Origin of the sequence: Edaphobacter lichenicola, from assembly GCF_014201315.1 — a bacterium.
GTDB classification, from domain to species: domain Bacteria; phylum Acidobacteriota; class Terriglobia; order Terriglobales; family Acidobacteriaceae; genus Edaphobacter; species Edaphobacter lichenicola_B.
Map to the genome: position 1 here is coordinate 398299 of NZ_JACHDY010000002.1, position 25003 is coordinate 423301.

At 57.6% G+C, this 25003-nt stretch carries 15 protein-coding genes; 11 read left to right on the plus strand and 4 right to left on the minus strand.

Features of this window, described 5'->3' with window-relative positions; translation table 11 throughout:
• The first annotated feature begins 88 nt into the window (after positions 1–88).
• The 9 genes from HDF09_RS07960 to HDF09_RS08000 all read left to right on the plus strand — a co-directional run bounded on the left by HDF09_RS07960 (position 89) and on the right by HDF09_RS08000 (position 13844).
• Positions 89–1978, plus strand: a complete 1890-nt coding sequence (locus HDF09_RS07960) for a CRTAC1 family protein (RefSeq protein WP_183764380.1) — start codon at positions 89–91, stop codon at positions 1976–1978.
• The gene (locus tag HDF09_RS07965) at positions 1975–3711 is read left to right on the plus strand and encodes a CRTAC1 family protein (RefSeq protein WP_183764383.1); all 1737 of its coding nucleotides are present in this window, start codon (positions 1975–1977) and stop codon (positions 3709–3711) included. The genes HDF09_RS07960 and HDF09_RS07965 overlap by 4 nt, the downstream gene beginning before the upstream one ends.
• A 161-nt stretch (positions 3712–3872) precedes the next feature.
• Positions 3873–5759, plus strand: a complete 1887-nt coding sequence (locus HDF09_RS07970; protein WP_311719020.1) for a CRTAC1 family protein — start codon at positions 3873–3875, stop codon at positions 5757–5759.
• Between the two features lie 102 nt (positions 5760–5861).
• On the plus strand, positions 5862–8075 hold the full coding sequence (locus HDF09_RS07975) for a tetratricopeptide repeat protein (protein ID WP_183764386.1): 2214 nt from the start codon (positions 5862–5864) through the stop codon (positions 8073–8075).
• Positions 8072–8389, plus strand: coding sequence for a c-type cytochrome (locus HDF09_RS07980; RefSeq protein ID WP_183764389.1), 318 nt, complete (start codon positions 8072–8074; stop codon positions 8387–8389). The genes HDF09_RS07975 and HDF09_RS07980 overlap by 4 nt, the downstream gene beginning before the upstream one ends.
• Before the next feature lie 86 nt (positions 8390–8475).
• On the plus strand, positions 8476–11445 hold the full coding sequence (locus tag HDF09_RS07985; RefSeq protein WP_183764392.1) for a sensor histidine kinase: 2970 nt from the start codon (positions 8476–8478) through the stop codon (positions 11443–11445).
• Complete coding sequence (locus tag HDF09_RS07990) at positions 11438–12064, plus strand: response regulator (protein WP_183764395.1); 627 nt, start codon at positions 11438–11440, stop codon at positions 12062–12064. The genes HDF09_RS07985 and HDF09_RS07990 overlap by 8 nt, the downstream gene beginning before the upstream one ends.
• A gap of 11 nt (positions 12065–12075) precedes the next feature.
• Positions 12076–12600, plus strand: coding sequence for a hypothetical protein (locus tag HDF09_RS07995; protein WP_260181019.1), 525 nt, complete (start codon positions 12076–12078; stop codon positions 12598–12600).
• A 134-nt stretch (positions 12601–12734) separates the two neighbouring features.
• Complete coding sequence (locus HDF09_RS08000) at positions 12735–13844, plus strand: glycoside hydrolase family 130 protein (protein ID WP_183764402.1); 1110 nt, start codon at positions 12735–12737, stop codon at positions 13842–13844.
• Positions 13845–13918: 74 nt separating this feature from the next.
• Here the strand turns inward: HDF09_RS08000 and HDF09_RS08005 are convergent, their stop codons facing one another.
• From HDF09_RS08005 to HDF09_RS08020, 4 genes are all read right to left on the minus strand, one after another.
• Positions 13919–14449 (minus strand): hypothetical protein, encoded by a 531-nt coding sequence (locus tag HDF09_RS08005; RefSeq protein ID WP_183764406.1) that lies wholly within the window; start codon positions 14447–14449, stop codon positions 13919–13921.
• Positions 14450–14484: 35 nt separating this feature from the next.
• Positions 14485–21147: an Ig-like domain repeat protein gene (locus tag HDF09_RS08010; RefSeq protein ID WP_183764409.1), complete on the minus strand. Its 6663-nt coding sequence runs from the start codon at positions 21145–21147 to the stop codon at positions 14485–14487.
• 431 nt (positions 21148–21578) lie between these two features.
• Positions 21579–21911 (minus strand): Mpo1-like protein, encoded by a 333-nt coding sequence (locus HDF09_RS08015; RefSeq protein ID WP_221270070.1) that lies wholly within the window; start codon positions 21909–21911, stop codon positions 21579–21581.
• A 73-nt stretch (positions 21912–21984) separates the two neighbouring features.
• On the minus strand, positions 21985–22269 hold the full coding sequence (locus HDF09_RS08020) for a hypothetical protein (RefSeq protein WP_183764413.1): 285 nt from the start codon (positions 22267–22269) through the stop codon (positions 21985–21987).
• 162 nt (positions 22270–22431) lie between these two features.
• Here HDF09_RS08020 and HDF09_RS08025 point away from each other — a divergent pair, with 162 nt between their 5' ends.
• Both HDF09_RS08025 and HDF09_RS08030 read left to right on the plus strand, forming a co-directional pair.
• Positions 22432–23043 (plus strand): outer membrane beta-barrel protein, encoded by a 612-nt coding sequence (locus HDF09_RS08025; RefSeq protein WP_221270071.1) that lies wholly within the window; start codon positions 22432–22434, stop codon positions 23041–23043.
• Between the two features lie 647 nt (positions 23044–23690).
• The gene (locus HDF09_RS08030) at positions 23691–24359 is read left to right on the plus strand and encodes a BON domain-containing protein (RefSeq protein WP_183764416.1); all 669 of its coding nucleotides are present in this window, start codon (positions 23691–23693) and stop codon (positions 24357–24359) included.
• Positions 24360–25003 lie beyond the last annotated feature (644 nt).

Genomic DNA, 25003 nt, shown 5'->3' on the forward strand with positions numbered 1-25003 from the left:
TTCAACCCGTTCCAATTTTGTGATTACAATTACCACGCGAAGAGAACCTCGAACACCAGTGCCGGGCCATTGCCTCAGGAGCGTCCATTTGAATTGGTCTCGCCGTAACTTTCTTACCTCGCTTTCCACCACTGCTCTGGTTCTTTCGCTTGACGACGTTCTGGCTCTGGCCGCGCCGCAGACCTCTCAGCCGGCCCAACAGACAGGATCGCGCCCCACCTACGACGCCGTACCCCGTCCCGCTCCTAAAGGACTCCCCTCTCCCGTCGCAGGCACTCCTCTCGACATAAGCTTCATCGACGTCGCACGCCAGTCCGGACTCAACGCAAAGACGATCTACGGGGGCGAGCACAAAAATCGATACCTGCTCGAAACCACCGGCTGCGGCGTAGCCTTCTACGACTACGATCACGATGACTGGATCGACATCTTCCTGGTCAACGGCACTCGACTAGATGGCTTCCCAAAAGGTCAGGAGCCCCTCTCCCGCCTCTTCAAAAATAATCGTGACGGAACCTTCACCGACGTCACCCTCAAAGCCGGGGTTGGCCGCGCCGGTTGGGGACAGGGCTGCTGCGTCGGCGACTACAACAACGACGGCTGGAATGACCTCTTCGTCAGCTACTATGGTCAGAACGTTCTCTATCGCAACAATGGCAACGGCACCTTCACCGACGTCACCGAAAAGGCTGGCCTGCTCCAATCGAAGACGCGCTGGAACTCCGGCTGTGCCTTCATCGACTACGATCGCGACGGCCATCTGGACCTCTTTGTCGCCAACTACATCGACTTCGACATCAAAACAGCTCCTCTCCCCGAAGCCGCCGGCTGCGCCTACAAAGGCATTCAGGTAGCCTGCGGCCCTCCCGGTCTACAAGGAGGCAAGAACATCCTCTATCGCAACAACGGCGACGGAACCTTCACCGACGTCTCACAAAAATCCGGAATGTGGGACACCATCGGCACCTACGGCTTATCCGTAGCTGTCTCCGACATCGATGGCGACGGCTGGCCCGACATCTACGTCGCCAACGACTCCACCGCCGCCACCTTCTACCAGAATCAGAAAGACGGAACCTTCAAAGATGTAGCCATCGAGGCCGGCATCGCCTACTCACCTGACGGCAAACCACAGGCCGGCATGGGCGTCTCTATTGGCGATTTCAATCGCGACGGCCGCTTCGACATCGTCAAGACAAACTTCGCCGGCGACACCGACTCCCTCTACGTCAATCTCGGCGACGGGAACTTCGACGACCACACCTACATGTCCGGACTCGGCGTCAACACTCGCTATCTCGGTTGGGGCGTCGGGTTTTTCGACATGGACAACGATGGCTGGCCCGACATCTTCATCTGCAACGGCCACGTCTATCCTGAGGTCGACGGAACCGCCATCGACGCGCCTTACGCCGAACACAAATACCTCTACCGCAATCTGCGCAACGGGCAGTTCGAAGAGGTGACCGCGCAAGGTGGCCCCGGCATCACAACACCCGCCCCCGGCAGAGGCTGCGCCTTCGGCGACTACGACAACGACGGCGTAGTGGACGTCGTCGTCAACTGCATCAACAGCCTTCCCCAGCTGCTCCGCTGCGAATCGACGACTGGCCGCAACTGGATCAAGATCCGCACCGTAGGCACAAAGTCGAACCGCTCCGGCATCGGCGCAAAGATCAGCGTCACAACCACAACACCAGACGGCGCCAAACCCTTTATCCAAATCGACGAAGTTCGAAGCGGCGGCAGCTACTACTCCCAGAACGATCTCCGAATCCACTTCGGCCTCGACCACTCCGCTAAAGCTGATTCAGTCGAAATCAAGTGGCCTTCCGGCACGACGGACAAGCTCACAGATCTGGTGCCAAATCATCTTTATGTCATTCAAGAGGGCGGAAAGATCCTGAAGACAGTTGCCATGGGAGCATCATCGCAATCCAAAGCATTGACCACTCCAGCGACGGCCTCAAAGCCATGAAGCTTCGGCTCCTTCTTCAAACCGCGGCCATCATCCTCTTTGCGGCGACCGCATTCGGAGCGCAGCAGCCCTACCCACCAACGACCGATCATCCTCCCCCAGCGTGGTTTGTGGATGTCGCCTTGAAGGCTGGTATCACCGTTCGCGACGTCAATGGGAGCGTCGAGTCCAAGCGTTACATCATCGAGGCCACTGGCTCCGGCGTCGCCATCCTCGACTACGACAACGACGGTTGGCCCGACATCTTCCTCGTCAACGGCACCAACCTGCCTGGCACAGCCTCCGCAGCCGGCCACACAAAGCCCACCAATCATCTCTTCCACAACAATCATGACGGCACCTTCACCGACGTCACCGTAAAGGCAGGCCTCGTCTCGACAGGATGGGGGCAGGGAGCATGCGTTGGAGACTATGACAACGACGGATTCGACGACATCTACGTCACCGGCTACGGCAAAAACCGCCTCTTTCACAACCAGGGCAATGGAACCTTCGAGGAGGTAGCGGAGCAGGCAGGTGTCGCCGGTACAGGCAAGGAGTGGGGCACCGGCTGCGCCTTCATCGACTACGATCGCGACGGCAAGCTGGACCTGGCCGTCGCCAACTACGTGCACTTCGACCTCGCTCGCACCCCAACACCCGGCCAAACCTCAGGATGCATCTGGAAGGGAGTACCCGTCATGTGCGGCCCACGCGGCCTCGAAAGTGCACCGAACATCCTCTACCACAACCTAGGCGGCGGAAAGTTTGCAGATGTCAGCAAGCCCAGTGGATTCGAGCGAACACAAGGCCACTACTGCTTCTCCATCACCACGCTCGACTATGATGATGATGGCTGGCCCGATCTCTACGTCGCCTGCGACTCCACACCCGCCATCCTCTATCGAAACAACCACGATGGGACCTTCAAGGACACTGCCGCCGACGCCGGCGTAGCCTTCAACGAAGACGGTCGCGAACAGGCCGGAATGGGATCCACCGCGGCCGACTACGACGGCGACGGCAGACTAGACCTCTTCAAAACCAACTTCTCCGACGACACCTCCACCCTCTATCGCAACAATGGCGACGGCACCTATACCGACATGACCTTCGCCGCGGGCCTTGGCATCAACACCGATGCCCTCGGCTGGGGCGCAATGTTCGCCGACGTCGACAACGACGGATGGCCCGACCTTCTCGTCGTTAATGGCCACGTCTATCCCGAGGTTGACTCCGCAAAACTAGGTTCCTCTTATCGCGAGCCTCGCTTCCTCTACAACAACCTGGGCAACGGTAAGTTCCGCGACATTAGCAAGACCTCCGGCCCTGGGCTCGTCGATCCACGCTCCAGCCGCGGACTCGCCATCGCGGACCTCTTCAACGACGGCCGCCTCGAAGCCGTGATTAACAACCTAAGCGATCGCCCAATGCTTCTAGTCAACCTCGCGAAGAATCAGAACCACTGGCTCGGCCTTCATCTCATAGGTACATCCTCCAACCGCGATGCTATTGGCGCGCGCGTAACCTTGAAATCCGCAAAGCGCCTCTGGGTAGACGAGGTTCGTGGTGGCTCCAGTTACAACTCGTCAAGCGATCTCCGTCTCCACTTTGGCCTCGGCGCGGAGACGCACCTCACTAGCATTCAGATTCGCTGGCCCAACGGACAAATGGAGATCTTTGACCCTCCCACGTCGTTAGATCGCATCATCAATCTGACCGAGGGAGATGGCCACGTGCCATCAGCGAATTAAAAAATAGCGGCAGTGCAAACAACGCTCGCAACCACTCTTCCAAGGTCTATGGTAAACATGATGCTGCGTCAACCATCCGGGAAACCGATGCAGAGAGGAAGGACTTAGCTTCTCCTGCGAATTCGAAACTGGAAGACTATGAAGACTATAAGGACACGCTCGTGACCGTTCATCATCGTTCTCGCCACGGTTCACCTTCCATCACCTTTGCTCTCTACGCGGCGCTTTTTTTGAGCACAGCGACATCAATCGCTCAGTCCACGACCCCAAACTCTCATTCAACCGACACACAGTCTGACAAGCCTCAAGAGGGCGGCCAGGCTCCGGCAACGGGAGGATCAAACACCGGCGGCGCTCATCCCGCAGTTCTCGACGAAGAGAAGAGACCCATCACCGCCGGAGGCTTTGTAAAGAGTGGCCCCATCATCTTTCAGGACATCGCCGCAAAAGCAGGACTAGCCTCATGGACCCACACGATGGGCACCCCCGAAAAAAAATTTATCATCGAAACAATCGGCTCTGGCATCGGGCTGATCGACTACGACAACGACGGCTGGCTCGATATCTATCTCGTCAACGGCTCAACCTACGACGCCATCAGCGGCAAAGCAACTCCACCCCACGCTGCTCTCTTCCACAACAACCACGACGGCACTTTCACTGATGTCACCGCGAAGGCACACGTCACCAATGACCGCTGGGGAATCGGCGTCGCCATCGCCGACTACGACAATGACGGCTGGCCCGACATCTACGTCACCAACTTCGGTAAGAACCGCCTCTACCACAACAACCATGACGGAACCTTCACCGACGTCGCAGAGAAAGCCGGTGTCGCTCTCGGCAACTGGTCCACCGGCGCCACCTGGGGCGACTACGACGGCGATGGACGGCTGGATCTCTTCGTTCCCGGCTACGTTCACTATGACCTCGCGAATCAGCCCGGATCTGGCGGCAAGGAAGTCTCCTACAGCTTCTGCCAGTTTCGCGGCGAGAAGGTCATGTGCGGTCCGCGTGGTCTCAAGGGAGAGCCAGACCATCTCTTCCACAACAACGGCGACGGCACCTTCACTGACGTCAGCGAGAAAGCCGGAGTCTCGGACAAAAACGGCTACTATGGTCTCTCCTCTGTCTTCGTCGATGTCAACAACGACGGCAAGCCCGACCTTCTAGTCGCGAACGATTCAACGCCGAACTACCTTTACATCAACAAAGGCGACGGTACCTTCGAGGACGCAAGCTACGCCTCCGGATACGCGCTCAATGAGAACGGCCGCGAAACAGCTTCCATGGGCATCGCCACTGGCGACTACCGGAACAACGGCCTGCTCGACATCTACAACACCACATTTTCTGATGACTACAACCCACTCTACCGCAACGACGGCGACGCCAATTTCACCGATATCAGCTACCAGATGGGCATCGCCGAGCCCACAATCCCGTTTCTCGGCTGGGGCACCGCATTCCTCGACTTCGACAACGACGGCTGGAAGGATCTGATCGTCGCGAACGGCCACGTCTATCCCCAGGTCGATCGCACATCCTGGGGAACCACCTGGGCCGAACGCCCGCTCCTCTTTCACAACATCGACGGTAAAAAATTCGATCTCGAGCCTGCTGTAGAAGGCACGGCACTCGCAAGCCTCTACGTTGGCCGCGGCATGGCCGTCGGAGACCTCTTCAACGATGGCAAGCTGGATGTTGTCATCAACGCCCTGGACCGTCACCCCGGCCTGCTCCGCAACGTCTCGCGAGACAATCATCATTGGATCGAACTGAAACTGGTAGGCGGCCCAAAGAGCCCTCGAGACGCCATCGGCTCCACGGTTTATCTCACAGCAGGAAGCCAGAAACAACGCGGCGACGTAACCTCTGGAGGGAGCTTCGCCTCCACCCACGACCCACGTCTACACTTCGGCCTCGGCGACATCACAACCATCGACTCCATTGAAGTTCACTGGCCAACCGGAACCAAAGAAAACTTCGCAGTCACCAAGGTTGACCAGATCGTCACCCTGACAGAAGGTAAAGGAACAAGATTCTAACTCCTCCCCCACCACTCAATCTTTTGATTGAGATCTCTACCAACCCGTAGGACGATGGCCAACCGTCTTACCGCTTCAATAGAATTTACGATTGCCATGAAAATGCCTTACAGCCGAGTCGTTCGCATCTTCTTCTGTACCGTGCTGTGCGGCGCAACCGCCTCCTTTTTCATTGCCTTGAAAGGCGACGGGGCCCATGCCTCCGATGCCGTCACTACCCCCACGCAACGTGAGGTTTACACCGAATCAGTCAAACAACATTACAACTTTCGATTCGGCATCGATCAGCCCTTCCTCCCGTCGAATGCAACTACCGACACCGGCCAATTCATCAATCCCAAAGCCTTCCCCACTGCCAAATACTGTAGTCACTGCCATCAAGAGGCGCACGCCGAGTGGCGTCAGTCCGCTCACGCCAACTCCTTTCGCGCCCCCTGGTACATCAGAAACACAAACCTGCTCACCGCGGAAAAGGGAATTGAATACACCCGCCACTGCGAAGGTTGCCACAACCCAATCGCCCTCGTTTCAGGCGCGCTCACCAAAGGCTCGCCGGTAAATCGCAAGTTCGACGAAGATGGAATCACCTGCTCCGTCTGCCACTCCATCCAGAAGGTTGACGCCCGCGGCACAGGCAGCTACGTTCTCGCGCAGCCCGCAGCTCTGCTCGACGAGAACAATCAACCCATCTACGGCGAGGTCTCCGACAAGGAGATCCTCGCCCATCTCGACCGCCACTCAAAAGCCGTTATGAAGGACGTCTATCGCACCAGCAACTTTTGCGCTGCGTGTCACAAGGCCGCTCTTCCAAAACAACTGAACGACTACAAATGGCAGCGCGCAATCTTCCTCTCCGACGAGTGGCAGCTCTCCTCCTTCGCAAAGCAGTCGCCGCTTCCCTTCTACGTAAAGGATCAGGTCTCTACCTGCCAGACCTGCCACATGACCCGCGAAGATCTCACCACCTCCGACTCTGGCGCGAAAGAGGGCAAGCTGGCCTCTCATCGTTGGCTAGGCGCGAACACCGTCCTTCCCAAGTTCTACAACTACGACACTCAGATGGAGAAGACTGTAGCCTTCCTCAAAGCAGGCGTCTTCAACGTCGATATCTTCGGCCTCGAGAAAAACGGAGACAAGATCATCGCGCCTCTCGGCAACGACCGCTTCACCGTCTCGCCCGGCGACCTCCTCACCGCCACGATCATCATTCAGAACAAAGGCATCGCACACAGCCACGTACCCGAGCAGCGCGACATGTATGAAAGCTGGGTCGAATTTGAGGCCAAGGACGCCTCCGGCCGCACCCTGATGCACTCCGGCGCAATCCAGCCCAACGGCGACCTCGACCCTCGCGCACACAGCTTCACCAATCGCCTCGTAAACACCAAAGGAGCTATCAACGATCTGCACCAGGTCTGGGATAATCGCGTGGTGGCTTACAACAACACCATAGCCTCCGGCCGATCGCAGCTCGTCCGCTACCAATTCAAAGTACCCGCGGATGCAACCGGTCCCCTGACCGTCACAGCACGGGTCAACTATCGCCGATTCGATCAGCACTTCATGGACTTCGGAATGGGCAAGCACTACGAGATGCCGGTCGTTGCTATGTCCGAGCGCACACGCGCCTTCACCCTCGGCGAGAATCCCCCCGCGGTCGACCCTCAGGACAACAAGCTCTGGATGCGATGGAACAACTACGGCATCGCCATGCTGGACGCGCAGCAATATGCAGAGAGCGTCCGCGCCTTCGAGCAGGTCGCCAAACTTCGTCCCGACTACGCCGACGCCTTTACCAATATCGCCATCGCCAACTTCCAGTGGGAGCGCTACGAAGCCTCCCGCGTCGGCCTCAACAAAGCTCTCGCTCTCAGCCCGCACAACTCGCGCGCACTGTACTACCTCGCATTAGTCGAACGAAACCAAGGTCAGGTCGACAACGCCATCGCCGACCTCCGCGAAGTCATCACAAAATTCCCCAACTCACGCGACGCCCACAGGGAACTGGGCTTCTCTCTCTATCAGCAGCGCAAGTACGACGAAGCTCGCGCGGAGTACGAGACGCTCCAATCCATCGACCCCGACGACCTCGCCGCCCACTACATCCTCTCCATCGTCTACCGCCGTCTCGGCATGAAAGAAAAAGCCTCACACGAAGCAGCCATGTTTGCAGATCAAAAAGACGATCCCACAGCCAGCACCTACGCGCTCGAGTTTCTGCGCAAACACAACGAAGTCGCATCGGAGACCGTCCCCTGGCACACACACACAGATTTCCCCCCCGAGCCCGCCCACAACGGAACATCTGCTCAATGAATTTGCTGCGCTCGGCTTTCTTTTTGGCCCTCGCAGCCGCTTCCTGTCTTCCGGCATCCGCCGAGTCCGCGAAGCAGCGCGGAGCAGCATTGTTTGTGAATAACGGCTGCCAACACTGCCACACGATCCGCAAGGCGGGTGGCGTTAAAGGTCCCGATCTCTCCGGAGTAGGCCGCACGCTCAACAAAACTCAGATCCGAACGCAGGTCCTCCAGGGTGGACACGAGATGCCATCCTTCGCCGACATCCTGAAGACAGCTGAAGTGGATGACCTCGTCGCCTACCTTCACTCCTGCCGCGACAAAAGAAAATAACCAGAAGCACTCCCGGATCTGGAAGACGTATCATCCAAGCTGAAGCGACCCCGGCCATCATGCTTTCGCACGTATCGACCCTCCGCATGAACTTGCTCTCGCGCCTCCATCTCGTCGTGCGCTCGTCCCTCTTCTGGATGTCATGCGGAATCGCCGCTCTCTCGTTCACCGCCTACTCCCAGTCCCTTGATAACTTAGGCTATCAATCATGGTCTACAGAGAACGGCCTCCCGCAAAACAGCGTCCATCAAGTCTTCCAATCCACCGACGGTTACATCTGGATCGCAACCGAAGGCGGCGTAGCTCGCTTCAATGGCATCGACTTCAAAGTCTTCAACCACGAAACCACTGACGAAATCACCAGCGATGACATCTGCTGCTTCGCCCAGAGTCACACGGGCCCACTCTGGATCGCAACCTCCGACGGTCTCCTCCAATACTCGGCAGGAACGTTTCACCGTTACTCCACCGCGAATGGACTACCCACAAGCCGCATCACCAACCTCGCCGCCGCAGAAGATGGCACACTCCTGATCCTCACCAGTGACGGCCTCGTCAGCTTTGACGGCCAGCATTTCGCCACCCTCTCCCTTCCATCCTCCGCCTCTCCATCTGCAATCACCACCGCTCGCGACGGCAGCGTCTGGATCGCATCGAACTCCGGAATCTTTCAATATCAGAGCGGCCGAGTTCTTCCTCAACCACTCAGCTCTCCCCCTACGCAAAAAGACATTACAGGCATCGGATTCTTCCCTGACCGCAGCCTCTGGTTGCGCACCGGAACCAGCATCACGATCCTGCAAAATGGCCAGAGCCACACTCTTCCGATACGCCGCGATCTACCAGCGGCACGCATACAGTCTTTCCTCGTCGACTCGCGAGGGCAGCTATGGATAGGTACTAGCAAAGGGCTCTTCACGCTCGACAACATTAGCAGCCATCCACAAGCCGTCCCCGCCCTCAGCTCCGACAGCATCCTCTCTCTCATGCAAGATGAAGAGGGAAATCTCTGGGTAGGAACAGAGACCAGCGGCCTCCAAATCCTGAGGCACAAAAACTTCCGCGCCATTCCTGCCCTCTTCGGTCTCCCCATCACGGCCATCACACAGGCATCGGACGGCGCTCTATGGGCAGGCACCAGCAGCGACGGCCTCGACCGCTGGCAAGCGGGAACCGTTCAGCATCTTTCCACCCACACCGGCCTGCTCAGCGAAACGATCCTGGCCTTAGCCCCAGAAGAAAACGGTAGCATGTGGGTCGGCACCCCCGACGGTCTGAACTACATCAACGGCGCGAAGATCCGAACCTACACCTCTGCCGACGGGCTACCTGACGATCTTGTTCGCTCTCTGCTGAGCGACGATGACGGCTCACTCTGGATCGGCACCCGCCGCGGCCTGGCGCACTGGCAAAACAACCAGTTCGTCACTCTCACGCAGACCGACGGTCTCGGAAGTGACCTTGTAGGCGCTCTTCTCCGAACTCATGCCCCATCCGAACATGATCTTTGGATCGGAACACTCAATGGACTCTCGCGTCTGCGCGGCAGCACCATCACAACCTTCACAACAAAAGATGGACTCTCCGGCAACACCATCACCTCTCTCGCCGAAGATCCACACGGCACACTTTGGATCGGAACGAAAGCAACTGGACTCAGCGTCATGTCCACCACCGGTTTCACGTCCCTGCATCGAGACGACCTGCCCCAAACCATCGACTCCATCCTCGAAGACGCCCGAGGCGACCTCTGGCTAAGTTCAGGTCGCGGCATCACGCGCGTCTCCGCTTCAGCGCTTATCAAATGCGGTTCGTCTTCAACCTGCGACCCTCATCCCGTCTCGTATGGCCGCGCCGATGGCATGCCAACCGAAGAAGCCTTCGGCGCGGGTCATCCCTCTGCATGGAGAACCGCAGAAGGACTACTCCTGTTCGCCACCCGCAAAGGTGTTGCCGTCACCGATCCCGTTCACCTCATAGAGAACCTCATCCCTCCCCCAGTCGTCATCGAGCAATTTACCGTAGACGGCGTCAAGATCCCCCTGAGAGCGGCAAAAAAAAATATCGCGCCCGGTCACACCAGTTTTGCGTTCGAATATGCCGGCCTCAGTTACGTAGCTCCCGCCAAGATTCGCTACCGCTATATTCTCGAAGGATTCGACAAGCAATGGACCGAAGCCGGCTCGCGTCGTATCGCTTACTACACCAATCTTCCTCCGCGCCACTATCGCTTTCGCGTGCAGGCAGCGAACAATGACGGCGTATGGAATGAAATCGGAGCTCAGATTGCCTTCTCTGTGCAGCCGCCCTTCTATCGCACCCTCTGGTTTCTCCTGCTGCTCCTCTTCCTCATCGCCACCATCGCACTCCTCCTCTACCGTCTCCGCGTTCGACGGCTTGAATCACAGTTCCAGGCAGTTCTCGCTGAGAGAACCCGCGTGGCCCGAGAGATTCACGACACCCTGGCCCAAAGCTTCGTCGGTATCTCCGTACAACTCGAACTCACCTCTCAGCTGCTGGCCCAGTCGCAGGTCTCCGCCGCCAGCCAACAGATAGACCGCACCAGAACTTACGTCAGGGAGGGACTTGCCGACGCTCGTCGCAGCATCTGGAATCTTCGCGCAATTACCGCGCAGAACAGCCTGCCCACGCGGCTCACGCACCTTGCAGAACTGTGGAACCAAAAGAAACTCAACACCCGTCTCAATATCTCCGGCACCTACCGCCCTCTCGCCCAGTCTTTTGAAGATGAGATCTTTCGCATCGCCCAGGAGTCTCTGGCGAATGCAGCGCGCCACGCAAACGCGACTCAGGTATCCGCGGACCTCAACTACAATTCAACTCGATTAACATTAAGCATCTCCGACAACGGCAGCGGATTTTCGCTCATCGAGGGGTACCTCCCATCAAACGGCCACTTCGGCATAAAAGGCATGCACGAGCGCGCAGCTCAAATTCACGCTCGACTGACGATAAAGAGTTCTCCGGAAGATGGCACGACCGTCACCCTCGAAGCGCCCATCGCAGAAGGAAAAGAGACAGCAACCCATGGCTGAACGCATTCGAATCCTTGTAGTAGATGACCATCACGTCGTACGGCAGGGCCTCGTTGCTCTGCTCAACATCATGCCCAACATCGAAGTTGTAGGCGAAGCCAGCGACGGGCTCCAGGCAATCGAGCTCTACCGCACCCTGAAACCCGACATCACGCTGATGGATCTGCAGCTTCCCAACCTCGGCGGAGTCGATGCCATCCTGAAGATTCGTGCCGACGACTCCGCCGCAAGATTCATCGTCCTCACCACCTTCGACGGAGACGAAGATATCTTCCGCTCCCTCCAGGCCGGCGCAAAAGCCTATCTCCTCAAAGGAATGACCGTGGACGAGCTCCTCTCCACTATCCAGGCCGTTCACAGCGGAAGAACGCTGATCTCCCCCGCCATCGCAGAGAAACTCGCCGAAAGGATGAGCACGCAGGCCCTTACCAACCGCGAACTGAAAGTCCTGGAGCGCATCGTAGCCGGCCGCGCCAACAAAGAGATCGCCTCCGACTTGAAGATCAGTGAAGCCACCGTCAAGTCACACATCAACAGCCTGCTCGGCAAACTCGGCGTCAGCGATCGCACTCACGCCGCGACCGTAGCTCTCCAGCGAGGTATCGTACATCTCAAATGAGACAGCACCCGATGAAGTCCTCTCTCTTAGTGCTCCTTCTGAGTCTCAGCCTCTCCTCTTTCGTCTTCTCTCAACCAAAGTCTGCCTGGCGCGCCGCGACTCCCTCAGAACTACAGGCTGTTTTGCCCGCCCGCGCGCCGGTTGAAAAGGAGCGTATCGAAACCGAGATGCGCACCGCCTCCGGCATCATCGACGCGCACGGAAAGATGATCGCAGGGGTTGTCCTCATCACAGCCGGGTACTCCGCCGACGGAAAATACTCTCACTACCTTTTAGTTCAGTCCCCCATCACCTTCGGAGACATCTCACTCACCGCCGGCAACTACGTCATCGGATGGCAGCGTGGTGAAAATGACCTCGTCGTCAAGTTCTACGAAGCAGTAACGGGTAAAGAACAGGGCACCGTCACCGCTCATCGTCTAGCAACGGGATCACGTGTAGAGTCCTTCCGCATCTGGCCGCCCTCAAACAACTCAATCCTTCAAATCGGCCGCTTCGCGATCCCCTACATCTTGGGAGAGCAATCCACAAAATGACACTTCGTCGAAACGAAGAGAGACGTCTCGACCTGGCCATCGGGCTCGATAACCGATATATATGACTTCCTCGCCACAACACCCCGAGGAACGAGAGCTTGTTATCAGTGCACAAGCACTGTACTTTAGACAGCATGAAAACTGTTTGCGTGGTGATCCTCGCGGCGACACTGTTCGTCGCGAACGTGCTCCAGGCGCAGAGTGCGGCCATATGGGAGATCGGCCCCTTCACACGCCCGGCGAACGGCACTCCGGTCATCACTCCTCGTCCGCAATCCACCTTCACCGATCCTGTCCTCGGAGCCCCCGTTCCTTGGGAGGCTCTCCATACCTTCAATCCAGCAGCAATCGTTCGCAACGGTAAGGTATACGTCCTCTACCGGGCAGAAGATAACTCTGGAACCATGCAGATCGGTGAACATACCTCACGGCTCGGTCTGGCGGAAAGCAAAGACGGTATTCACTTCATAAGGCGACCTGAGCCCGTCTTCTACCCATCCAAAGATGAGCAGCAATCGCGCGAATGGCCCGGAGGTGTCGAAGATCCGAGGATCGTCGAAACACCAGAAGGCAACTACGTCCTCACTTATACCCAATGGAATCGCAGCACCTACTCCGTTGGAATCGCGACCTCAGACGACCTGACGCATTGGGTCAAGCATGGTCCGGCATTTACTGGCGCATCGAGCGGCAAGTATGACCAGCTCAAGTACAAATCAGCAGGAATCGTGACTCGTTTAGACAACGGACGACTCATCGCCGCGAAAATCAATGGAAAGTTCTGGATGTACTGGGGAGAGGGCGCCATCCATCTCGCCGCTTCCACCGATTTAATCCACTGGAGTCCCATAGAAAACGCTCAAGGCGATTCCATCGAAATCCTTCTTCCCCGTCCGTTACACTTCGACAGCACCTTCCCTGAGACAGGTCCGCCACCAGTCCTCACAGCGAGGGGAATCGTCGTTCTGTATAACGGAAAAAATTCTGCGACAGAAGGCGATCCAGATCTCGGTCCTAATGCCTACGCTGCAGGGGAAGCGCTCTTTAGCGACAGCGATCCAGCGCATCTCATCGAACAGACGGAGCATCCGGTACTGAAGCCAACCATGCCTTATGAGAAAACCGGACAGTACGCTGCGGGCACAACCTTCGCCGAAGGCCTGGTCTACTTTCACAGCCGCTGGTTTCTTTACTACGGGTGTGCCGACTCTTTGGTATCCGTCGCCACGGCGCCCAATAAATAGTACTCACTCCCAGCTAATAGGAAGCCGCACATTCCAATAAAAGGTGCTGGCGAAACAACCCTGTTTCAAACTGGCTAATGGAAGTGGACGGCGATCCCAGTGCTGGCCCCATAAGGCCGCAGCGTGCCGAATGGAAAATTGAGCCACCACTGATATTCGAAATCGACAAGCCGAACGCTGTACCGGCTTCTTCCAAGCGCCAGATCGACACCACCACCCGGAGCAAGCACAAAATAACTGCCGTCCGCGTAGCCGTAGGGAAAATGAAAGCGCCCATCTCCGACTAGAACCTTGCCATACGCGGTCATCCATCCCCTGTGGTATGGAAACTTTCCTCCGATAAGGTAAGTCGACTGATGCGTGCCAACCTCTTCATTGATAGTAAGAAACCGGACCTCAGCCTCGTAGCTGATCCTCTCCGAACGAGCGTAATCGACAAAGCCAGACCCGCCACCAAGGTTACGCTTGCCATAGTCTGCCGCAAAGAAGGAGTACGTCCCGCCAACCATCCACCGCGGCCCTGGCCCCGTAGCTGTCGGCAGCGCCTGGGCATGAAGAGTCGACGTGGCGGCGGCAAGCAATAGCAGAACAACGAGCTTCCGCAACGATCTCTGGAGATGCCGTGAGGCAAACCAATCGATCACTGGGTCACCGTCAAAGTCATCGGAGCAGACTGTGTCACCGCCGTCTTGGCGCCGATAGCAGTCACATTGAAGGTGTAGGTCCCTGCAGGAGTTCCATGCACATCGAGTCCGCCGCAGCCCGTGATCGCCATCGCCCCAGTAAAGAGCAGCGCGAGCAAAACTCCGCTCAGCAGCTTACTGGCACGTCGCGACCGCAGCAGCGACAACCCGATGATGAGCCCACCCGGCAGGCAGCACAGCGCAATCCGGCTACCGGACGGTTCGTCTACCTTTGCAACACTCCCCGCAGTCAGCGGCGAGCCTGTATCAATCGTCAGGCTGATCGTCTGGTGCCCGTTCGCATCGAGTGACACCTGGTCAGAAGTAAACGTGCAGGTCGCCGCTCGCGGCAGGCCCACACATCCTAGCGACAAGACATCGGTGAAGTTCTGAATCGAGGTCAGCGTCAACTGAATCGTGCTGTGCTGCGTGGTCTTCAACTGCATGGTTGGAGGATTCAAAGCAATCGTGAAATTTGTCGCCTGAATCACCGTCAAAGACACTGCACTCGACACAGAGCCCAAATACTGCGAATCTCCCTGATAAGTAGCGATCGGAGAATAGGTCCCCAGCCCCAGGCTCGTAGTCAGAGTAGCGATGCCCGACGCGTTCAGAGTCGCACTGCCAAGCGTTGTGCCTCCCGAACTGAAGACCACCGTCCCCGACGGCGGCACAGCAGCATCGCCCTGCAAGGTTGCGACCAGAGTAAAAGGTTGATTCTCTATCACGGGACTCGAAGAGATAGTCAACGTGTTCTTGGAAATGTGCAGCTGAACCACTTCCGTCAACGCAGGGGAGGTCCCCGGAAAGTTTTGCGTATCCCCGGCATAACTCGCAGTCAAAGTGTGCGGCCCGAGAGCAAGCGTTGAAACACTGAATGTCGCAAGCCCGGAGCTGTTTACACTCCCCGTCCCCAGGATAGTGGAACCATCCGACAAGGTGACCAGACCAGTGGGTGGATTCGCGCTGCTGTTGCCAGTCACCGAAGCAGTAAACGTAATCGGATTGCCAATCAGAGCGGCTCCCGTACTCGTCCCGCTGATTGTACCCAGGCTACTAACCGCAGTGAGCGTGACGACGGTGCGCTGTTCGATGTTTTGCAACACGGGATTGGAGGTGCTCGTCAAAGTATTGCTGTCGCCCTCATAGATTGCGAGCAGAATATGCTGACCGGCAGCAAGCGAGGAGGTAGTAAGAGTCGCAATGCCATTGACTCCCACAGAAGCTGTCCCGATAACCGTAGTCCCATCTTCGAAGCTCACCGGACCCGCGGGAGCCGCGCCCTTTCCAGTCACCTGCGCGGTAAGAGTGAGTGGAGCGCCCGCAATCGACGGTGTGCCCGAGGTAGTCAGCACAGTCGTCGTGCCACTGTTCTGCACCGTCTGGACCAGCACCGGGCTGCTGCTCGTCTGGCTCACGCTGTCCCCACTGTAAGTCGCAACAATCGAGTGTTGCCCAGGACTCAGAGCATTTGTTGTGAACGTCGAAGTACCCGACGCCCCCACGATGCTCGTCCCGAGAACGGCCGTCCCATCGCGGAACGCAACAGTACCGGTAACAGGCGAGCCTCCGCTGCCCGAGACCACGGTCGTAAACGTCACCGAAGTGCCCGACAAAGATGGATTGCTGCTCGAAACCAGAGTGCTGGCAGTCGGCTGCAGGATCGTTTGAAGAAGAGGACCCGACACGCTGCCAGGATGACTCGAATCGCCGTTATAGGTCGCAATCAGCGTATGCGCCCCAATCGATAAGTTCGAGACAGTTAGAGTAGCCAGTCCGTTCGCGTCGATCCCCGTCGTTCCGATGCTGTTCGCTCCGTCGCGGAGGATCACTGTGCCGGTTGGTTGAGATCCCGTCCCACTCACCGTCATCGCAAACGTAACGGCACTTCCAATTAGCGCAGGGTTTGTATTGCTGCTCAGCGTGACCGCGCTCGTCGACGGTTGAATCGTCTCCAGAAGTCCTGGCGAACTGGCAGCACTGTTACTAGCATCGCCAATGTAAGTCGCGACGATCGTATGCTGCCCCACCGCGAGACTGGTGGTCGAGAAGTTTGCGCTACCATTCGCTGCGATTGGCGCCGACCCAAGCACCGCAGTGCCATCAGTAAACGTAACGCTGCCGGTCGGAGCAACAGTAGTCCCGCTAAGGCTGGCAGTAAAGACAACCTGTAGCCCGGCTACCGAGGGATTGCTGCTTGAAACCAAAGTAAGACTCGGCCCACCTTTGTTCACCGTGATCGTCTGCGGCGGAGACGACGAGGCCGCATCATTTGTGTCTCCGCTGTAACTAGCCGACAGCGTGTGTTGGCCAAGAGAAAGATTCGAGACAGACAGGCTTGCGGAACCGTTTGCGCTAAGGTTCGCCGTCCCGATCACGTTTGTGCCGTCAAGAAACGTAACCTGTCCCCCGGGTATACCGCCCGAGCCCGTAACCGTGACAGTCAGAGTCTCCGTCGAGTTCACCGTCGAGGTGATCGCGCTGACCGCCATCGAAGTTTGAGTCGTCGCGCGCTGCACCAACTGACTCAACGTCGAAGACAGGGCCGCATTATTATTGGCGTCTCCACCATACGACGCAGTAATCAAGTGCGTCCCTAAAGCCAGGCTCGTAGTGTTGAAGATCGCAACGCCCGCCGCATTCAGCGTGATCGCGGCTAAAGTCGCAGATCCGTCATGGAAGGTAACCACACCGGTCGGCGCAGGCTCCGAGCCCCCAACCGCCGCCGTGAACGTCACATTGGCGCCGGCGCTCACAGGATTCTGACTCGATGCAAGCGCTACCCCTGTGACTGGAGAAACAATATGAGTCAAGCTCGCCGAAGTACTACCGGAATCATTCGTATCGCCAAGATACACCGCAATAATAATGTGCTGTCCGACAATCAGCGTCGAGATACTCAGCACCGCAGTTCCGTTAGCCGTCAGCGAAGGGCTGCCGATCACCGTCGAACCATCCATGAACTGCACGGTTCCACCTAACGCGCCCGAACTCCCCGCCACCGTAGCAGTGAACGTCACCGGAGCGCCAACTGGTGTCGTCGAAGCACTCGCGGTCAGAGTGGTGGTCGTCGTTGCCTTCACGACAACCTGCGTAATCGCAGGCGACACACTTGTTCCGTTATAGGTATCTCCGGAGTAGGCAGCGGTCAAGGTATGAGACCCGACCGTGAGAGAAGACAGCGAAATCGTGTCCAGTCCCGCAGCGTTGATCGGGCTCGAACCAAGCGAGGCCGAGCCGTCATAAAAAGTAACCGACCCAGTAGGAGCAGACCCATTGCCAGTGACAGTCGCGCTCAAAGTAACAGGCAATCCCGCCGTCGACGGGCTTCCCGAAGTCGAAAGCACAACTCCCGTTGTCGCCTGTTGAACCGTCAGAGTCAATGCAGGCGTCGTTCCCAGGTTGTTGTTATCTCCTCCGTAGACGGCAGTGATCTGGTGAATCCCCGTGGAAAAAGAAGGCACCGTAAAGCTCGCGATACCCTGCGCATTCAGCGCCGCCGTACCAAGCACCGTCGCACCATCCATAAACGTCACGACGCCCGTAGGAACTCCACCATTGCTAGTGATCGAGACCGTGAGTGTGTCACTCTTTCCTGCAATAGAAGGGTTGGCAGACGCAATCAGCGTGCCCGACGTAACCGCCTGCTGCACCTTCTGCACAATCGTCGTGGAGATGCTTCCGGCATAGATGGCCGACCCGCCGTAGATCGCAAAAATCGTGTGCTGCCCAACCGCCAGCGAGTTCAGAGTTATCGTCACCGTACCCCCGCTAACCGTCGCGGCGCCAAGTGTCGTCGTCCCATCCATAAACGTCACAGTTCCAGTGATCGGGCTCGATGGCACCGACGACGCCGGCGTGATCGTCGCAGTCAGTTGAATACTCGATCCGGCCGGAGCGGTAGCTGCGTTTGAAGTGATCGCCGTCGTAGTGGTAATTTGCTCGATGGTCTCCTGCACCGCCGCCGAGTTGCTTGCGCCATTATTCGCATCGCCCCCGTACACGGCGCGAATCGAGTGCGACGCAACAGACAAGGTCGAGAGAGTAAGGGCAGCCGCGCCATGAATGTCCAGGGTCAACGTACCCAGAACCGTAGTGCCCTCCTGAAACGAGATTGTGCCCGTCGGTGTTACAGACCCGCTCCCCGTCACACTCGCCGAAAAAGTAACAGCGGTTCCATACGGGACATCCGGGTTACTGGTGATAAGGGTGGTCGCAGTCGAAGAGGCGACAACGATCTGATTGAGCGTAGACGAACTCGCGATCGAATTGGCATCCCCACTGTAGCTCGCCGTTATGTGGTGTGTCGTAACGCTCAGCGAGGACGTAGTAAAATTAGCCGCTCCCGTTGCATCGAGAGTCACCGTACCCAGGAGAACTCCCCCGTCGAGGAACCTGACGCTCCCGGTAGGAATTCCCGACGTCCCCACGACAAGCGCCGAAAAAGTCACGCTGACCTGCGGAGACGAGGGATTGAGACTCGACGTCAGCCCAACCGACGTCCCATCCTTGACAATCTGAGTTATGGGGTTAGACGTTCCCGGCGCGGTATTCGAATCGCCCGCATAGCTCGCCGTAATAATATGAGTCCCACTCGCAAGGCTTTGGGTCGGAAACAGCGCCACGCCGGCGCTATTGAGCGTAGCAGTGCCAATCGTCGCCGGTCCATCAAGAAAAGTAACGATGCCGGTCGGCGTCACTCCAGTGCTCGTCACCGCAACGGTGAACGTAACCAGCGCCCCCGTGGCAGAGGGAGAGCCGCTTGTGTTCAACGTGATAGTCGATGGATCAAGCGTCAAAACCTTACCACTGAGAGTGATCGTCTGCGGACTGGTCGGCGAATCCGACGTAACAATAATCGTTCCAGTTACCGTGTTGCCAATCACCGTCGGCGCAAACTGAGCGCCGATAATGCAATTCAAAGCCGAAGCCATCGCCACGCTGGTCGAGCATGTAGTAGCAACAGGATCCAGCTGCGTATTCACACCCGGATTCAGACTGGAGATATTCAGCGGCGCGTTCCCATCATTTTCCAGCTCTTCATCCTGTGTGGCCGAAACGCGCTGTACCCGGATCGTCGGAAAATTCAAAACCGCGTTGATGCTCTTGACCAGGCGTATCCGATTGTGGAACACGTCGCTGACATAAAGATTTCCCGATCCATCAAGTGCCATTCCATAGGGTCCATACATGCCCGCCGCATTCGCCGGTCCACCGTCGCCACTAAAAGACTCCAGATTGCTACCGACTACAGTATCGATCTCACCTGTAACAGCATTCACCTTACGAACCCTGTTGTTGCCAGCGTCAGCAATATAGATATTTCCTGCCGCGTCGATCGCCGTCGCCGCTGGACTATCCAGCACCGCAGCGCTCGCTGGCCCGCCATCGCCGGCAAACCCCGAAGTTCCATTCCCCGCAATGGTCGAAATCGTCCCATCCAGCGCAACTTTGCGCACGCTGTGATTGTTCTGATCAGCAATGTAAATCTGGCCGTCAGGACCAACCGTCACACCCCACGGTCCGTTCAGACTCGCGCCTAACGCCGGCCCTCCATCCCCTGCATAAGCTGCCGCATGGTTCCCCGCAAACCCAGTGATAATCCCGGTAGAAAGATTCACGCGCCGGATCACATTGTTTCCACTGTCCGCAATATAGAGATAGCCTTTCGCCGGATCGATCGCAACCGAATCAGGCGTATCCAGATGAGCAAGAATCGCGAGCCCGCCGTCTCCCGAGTATCCCTGTACTCCCAGCACGCCCGCTACCGTCGTGATCCTCCCCGTAGCCGCGCTCACCCTACGAATCGCATGATTATTGCTATCGGCAAAGTAAAGATTGCCCGCACCGTCAAGTGCAACCGAAGTCGGCAGGCTAAGCGAAGCCAGCGTCGCCAGCCCACCATCGCCGCTGTTACCGGCACTCCCGTTCCCGGCATACGTCGACATCAGCTGTGAGGCCGCATCCACCCGCCGAATGCGATTGTTGCTCGAATCGGCAATGAACATATTTCCAGCCGGATCCACCGCCACTCCGAATGGAAGAAAGATCGGAGAAGAGGTAGCTGGCTGCCCGTCTCCACGGTAGATCCACGACACATCGCCGGCAACCGTATTGATGATGCCTGGAACAAACAACGCAAGCGGCCCACCACCCGTTGCCACCAGCCACGTATCTCCCAGCGGCAATCCCGACACATCAAATAGAGCGACCGCACCTATATGCTGCCCAGGATATTTTGGACTGAACGTAACCGGGAAGCTGCACGTCTGCCCCACAACCAGCGTGCTCCCCGTCAAACAGGTGCCTGGCCCAGAAATAGCAAAATCAAGATTGGCAACTCCCCCGGTAAGCGCTCCCACCTTGCCTAACTGACCAATCGCCGTCACTACAACTGAGACCGTCTGAACTGCGGATGTACTTCCAACCGCCGTCACCCCTGGCAATGTCACAGGAGACGCGTAAGCGCAACTCGCCGCTACGCCAAAGAACAGAAGCGCGAGGGAGAAACAGAGCTTCGCGGTAAGCCGCGGCCGCCCCTCGCGGCGTGCAAAAGTTGGGAAGATCAGATCACCAAAACGGCAGAAAAAGTTTCCATCAAATCGAACAGGAGCGAGCATGTTTACCTCAGGAACTCAATGGAGATAAGGTTGCGACGTGGCTCCAAAGTCGGGGGAGGAAAACGCCAGAGATCGCAAGATGGCACACATGACCCTTTGGTAATCATGACTTTAGGTAAGTTTGGAGCAACAGGACATTACCCGTAAGTTGCACGGAATCTGCGACAAAGGCGCGCCGATTGCCATCACGCGTTCATCTTCCGGATCGAAAGAGCAGACGAATCCGCTGACTTAGCCGCACGTCAGGCCGGCAGATGTCTTTGCCAGGGAGCGATACGATCGTTCCACACGCCGCCAGATCGCACGCCCATCCCATTGTCCTGAAAGGCCACAGACACACAACCCACATAGGCCGGGGCTGGATTGCTCGTCGCCAATCCGTCTTCAGCTTGTCTATAAATAATTTGTCACACAACCAGTTGCCTTTTGGCCTAGGCCTTCCCACGCATCTTCGCTGCCCACCACCGCGACCCCACCAGCAGAAATCGCCAGTCCTTCAGAAACTCCGGCGGCTTCCCTTCGATCGCGTGCCCCACAAACTGCAGCAGCCACCCAAAGCAGAACAGCCCGACTCCCACCCACAGCAATCGGTGCCACACAATCGTCGCCAACAACACCGGCAGCGACAAAATAATAATCGGTATCCCAAACGTATGCGTCAGCCTGTTCAGCGGATGCTGATGGCTCTCCGAGTACTCCGCGATCCAACTTTCCCAACTACGTCCGCCCAGCATGGCGACACCATACCCTAGCCTCCTCACCACCCGCAACCAAAATCATCGCACCAACCGCCAGACTGCCTTCGCCCCACTCTAGCCGCACTCGCCGCAGCGGCCATCACTCCCACTGCGAGCTATGCCGCTCCAGCCACCAGCACGCCGGATTCCCCTGCTGCGGAAAGATCGACCGGCTGCACGTCACCGGCACCGTGCCCATATAGTCGTACTCCACCTTGCTGCCCTTCAGCGGAGTAGCCAGAAACTGGTTCACCTGCACCACCCCGTAAGCCGTCCCATGCGCGACGCGCACCCGCAGCATCGCCCAATCCCCCACCCACAGCGCTCCCGTCGCAACCGCCAGCGCGACCAGCAATCGAACCACCCGCCCAAACCATCGTCCCATCAGCCAAAGTATGGCACACAGGAGAAGTAAGCATTGCGGCAAACAAGCCGATAACTCCTGCAGGGGAGACCGTGAGCCCCCAGCTTAGCTCAGTGAGCCAACCAGCATTCGGCGCCATGCCTTGCGTTAGACCAAGAGAGAAAAGAGAGATCAGAGGATCGAATGAAGTTCAAAAAGTCATTGACCCGGTTGATCTTGGTTGCAGCGCTTCCCCTGACCTTCCCGGCCCCCAACGCACTCGCACAGAGCACCCCCACCGCAACCCAGCAGCTTCAGCTCTCCACCTTCGCCGGAGCCACCGGCACCTTTACCAACCTCGCAGGCGGAAAAAACCTCGACATCACCGCCGGCGCCGACATCACGATCCTCGCCTTCCGCCGCTTCCGGCCCGCCGCCGAGATCCGCGGCTCTTATCCCATCGACGAAGGCACCATCAGCAGCCAGAAAAACTTCCTCCTCGGCCCCAAGGTCGAGTACCCCCTCGGCCGCCTCCACCCCTACGCCAACTTCCTCATCGGTCGCGGCGCAATCGACTACCTCAGGGGCGGCTACATCTTCGGCAACTTCCGCTACCTCAACTCCAACACCCTCGTCCTCTCCCCCGGCGTCGGCCTCGACTACAACCTCACCCATCACCTCGCCGTCAAAGTCGACTTCCAGTACCAGCACTGGAACACCCCTGCCGTCCCCTCCGGCAGCATCAGCCCCAAGGCCACCACTCTCGGCGCCGTCTACATCTTCGACTTCAACCCACACCATCGCCACAACCAGTAGCCTCACTCCTCGCAGCCGATGGCCTCAGAACAAGCGCCCGCCCGAAGCGTCGCCCTCAGCCACGGACATCACACTTTTGTTGTCATCCCCGAAGGGGATCTGCGTTTGCGTTTTGCGTTTTGCGTCTTGCCTTTGCCTTTGCTGTTGTCCTTTTGTTGTCATCCCGCAGGGATCTGCTTTTCCTCACTCACTCAACAAACCGTCATTTCGACCGTAGTGGGCCACAGTCTCATCGTGGTCCGCGTAGTGGAGAAACCCCCGCATTTGCATTTGCCGTTCTCCTTTTGTTGTCATCCCCGAAGGGCGTTGAGATAGAGCGAGGCTTCACAGGCTGAGGAGTCTGTTTCGCTTAAGGGCATGGCTGGTAGCCCAAGGCTTTAGCTTGGGTCGCCGTGCCGCAAAGAGCCAAGCCGCGCAAGCGGCACGTCTCTGCCGAAGGCTGGAGCAAAGCCCTCAGGGCGAAGTGACAAATATTGCCTTGGCCGTTGTCGTTGCCATTGCTTGTCCTTTTTTGTCATTCCGCGGGGATCTGCTCCTATCGCGTCCAATCAACACCATCAAATCGACGCCAGCCTCTGGACTCCACTCCCCCCATAGCGTATCTTTTTGCCGGAAGCCTAAATTCATAACAACCGGAGAGAAACAAGATGACCCGCCTAACCCGTCGCGTGTTCCCGGCCCTTGCTGCATCTCTCGTCTTCACCCTTTCTGCCCCCACCGTTATCGCCCAGGAACCCACGCCCGGTCCCACCTGGTCGCAGGAAGATACCCTCCGCATCGTCCAGCAGGTACAGAAAAAACTTGCCGGTCTCTCCACCCTCGGAGTCTTCGACTGGCTCACCTTTGGCATTCACGGCAAAGTGCTCGTCCTCAAGGGCTACGCCTCCCGCCCCGTCCTCAAGAGTGACGCCGAAAACGCCGTCAAGGGCATTCAGGGCATCGACTCGGTCGACAACCAGATCGAGGTTCTCCCTAACTCCCCCATGGACGACCGCATCCGCGCCTCCGTCTACAACCGCATCTACACCCAGCCCTCGTTGCGCAAATATAACGCCAACCAGGGCAACATCGGCCGCGCCATCGGACCCGGAGCCGGTATCGCGCTCGCCGCCGGCGGCATCACCAACACCCCGCCCATCGGCTACCACGCCATCCACATCATCGTGAAGAACGGCAACGTCACCCTCTACGGCGTCGTCCTCAACCAGATGGACTCGTCCATCGCAGGCATGCAGGCAAACTCAGCCCCCGGCGCCTTCAGCGTCGACAACGATCTCATCGTCCAGGGCTCAGCCTCCAAACCAAAAGAGAAATAAAAACTACTCGCACCTCTTCCCGATGCGGGAGCCGTCCAAACCGGCTCCCGCATCAACCAACGCCCCCACGTTATCGCCCCCCGAGCGTCTATCCCGTCTAAATCTTAAGCATAGCCTTGTGCCGTTGAGATGGCGAGGCTTCAGTGGCTGAAAAAGTCTGTTTCGCTTAAGGGCTCGGCTTCAGCCGTGCCGCAAGAGCTTTGATTGCATTACGGCTTTAGCCGCCTGAGGTCCGCCTTTCGTTTCGGCGTCCAACCCAACCCGCGCAAGCGGGAACCTCTCTGCCGAAGGCTGGAGCAAAGCCCGCAGGGCGAAGCGACAAAATATTGCCCTTGCCTGTTCTCTTCAACCCTGTCAAAAATCTGTCAAGCCCCAAAATCACCTAACCCAAACTCGCACAACAAGATGCACCTGACGTATCAGTTATAGCCAAAGCTCTATAATGAAGAGAGAGACAAGAAAGCCCCGCCGAATGCGGGGCTCTTTGCTTTACCAAAAGGAGATCGGCCAGGGGTCAACCAGCTAACTCCTTTGTTTGGAGGAATCTGCAAGTAACCCATTTAGAGTGTTTGTTTTGGAGATATCGACACCCCGTAAACCATTAAAAATAAATGACTTACACGCTGGTAATAGGGGGGGGAGGG